Annotated in this window: 2 protein-coding genes; both read left to right on the top strand. The window is 69.9% G+C overall.

Annotated features, from left to right (window positions below; all coding sequences use genetic code 11):
- Positions 1-782: electron transfer flavoprotein subunit beta/FixA family protein (locus ACFPL3_RS41955; RefSeq protein ID WP_379591025.1), on the top strand; the 782-nt coding region annotated here is incomplete at its 5' end.
- 17 nt (positions 783-799) lie between these two features.
- The coding region (locus ACFPL3_RS41950; protein ID WP_379591023.1) for an electron transfer flavoprotein subunit alpha/FixB family protein at positions 800-1,732 on the top strand (933 nt) is incomplete at its 3' end.

Raw genomic sequence — 1,732 nt, 5'->3', positions numbered from 1 at the left:
TGAACATCGTCGTGCTGGTCAAGCAGGTGCCCGACACGTACTCGGAACGGAAACTGCGTTCTGATGGCACGTTGGACCGGGACGCCACCGACGCGGTGCTGGACGAGATCAACGAGCGTGCGGTCGAGGCGGCGTTGCAGCTGAAGGAGGCCCACGACGGTTCCGAGGTCACGGTGTTGACCATGGGTCCGGATCGGGCGACGGACGCGATCCGCAAGGCGTTGTCGATGGGTGCGGACAAGGCGGTGCACCTGTCGGACGAGGCCCTGGCCGGGTCGTGCGCGGTGCAGACGGCGCGGGCGCTGGCGAAGGCGATCGGCACCGTGGGTGGGGTGGATCTGGTGGTGGCCGGCAACGAGGCCTCGGACGGGCGGGCGGCGGCGGTGCCGGCGATGGTGGCCGACGTGCTGGGGCTGCCGGTGCTCTCGCACGCCCGGGAGATCACCGTGGAGGGTTCGTCGGTGACGGTGAAGCGGGAGACCGATGACGGGGTCACCACGCTGTCCGCGGAGTTGCCGGCGGTGGTGAGCGTGGGCGAGAAGATCAACGAGCCGCGGTACCCGTCGTTCAAGGGGATCATGGCGGCGAAGAAGAAGCCGGTCACGACGCTGGGGTTGGCGGATGCGGGGATCGACCCGTCCGAGGTGGGGCTGGCCAACGCGTTGAGCGTGGTGACGTCCTCGCAGCCCAAGCCGCCCAAGAGCGCGGGTGAGAAGGTCACCGACGAGGGCGATGGTGGGCAGAAGATCGCCGCGTTCCTGGTCGGCCAGAAGCTCATCTGAGAGAGGGAGACACAGTCATGGCTGAGGTTCTGGTCCTGGTCGACCACCTCGAGGGTGAGATCAAGAAGAGCACGTTCGAGCTGTTGACCGCGGCCCGGGTGTTGGGGGAGCCGTCCGCGGTGGTGGTCGGCCCGGCGGGCACGGCGGGCAAGCTGGCCGACGGGCTCAAGGAGTACGGGGCGGGCAAGATCTACGTCGCGGAGAGCGAGTCGAACGAGTTCCTGGCCCCGGAGGTCGGGGTGCTCTCGGCGCTGGTGGAGTCGAAGGATCCGGCGGCGGTGCTGGTCGGGGTGTCGGCGGACGGCAAGGAGATCGCCGGTCGGGTGGCGGTGCGCACGAACTCCGCGCTGCTGGGCGACGTGGTCGCCATCTCGGCCGAGGGGGTGACGCATTCGGTGTTCGGTGGCGCGTACACGGCGGAGGCGAAGGCCACCGGTGGGCATCCGGTGATCACGTTGCGGCCCGGGTCGGTGGACGCCGAGCCGGCGCCCGGTGCGGGTGTGGAGGAGACGGTGTCGGTGCCGGCCAGCAGTGGCCGCTCGGCCACGGTGGTGAGCCGGGAGCCGATCACCGGTGGGGACCGGCCGGAGCTGACCGAGGCGTCGGTGGTGGTCTCCGGTGGCCGCGGTGTGGGGTCGGCGGAGGACTTCGCGGTGGTGGAGGAGCTGGCCGACGCGCTGGGCGCGGCGGTGGGTGCGTCGCGGGCGGCGGTGGACTCGGGGTATTACCCGCACCAGTTCCAGGTGGGGCAGACCGGCAAGACGGTCTCGCCGCAGTTGTACATCGCGTTGGGGATCTCGGGTGCGATCCAGCACCGGGCCGGGATGCAGACCTCGAAGACGATCATCGCGGTGAACAAGGACCCGGAGGCGCCGATCTTCGAGATCGCCGACTACGGCGTGGTCGGGGACCTGTTCACGGTGGCCCCGCAGCTGAAGGACGAGATCGTC

Source organism: Pseudonocardia zijingensis (assembly GCF_042657305.1).
Lineage (GTDB): Bacteria > Actinomycetota > Actinomycetes > Mycobacteriales > Pseudonocardiaceae > Pseudonocardia > Pseudonocardia zijingensis.
The sequence above is the reverse complement of the archived record's forward strand: the minus strand, read 5'-3'. Positions and strand labels throughout refer to the sequence as shown.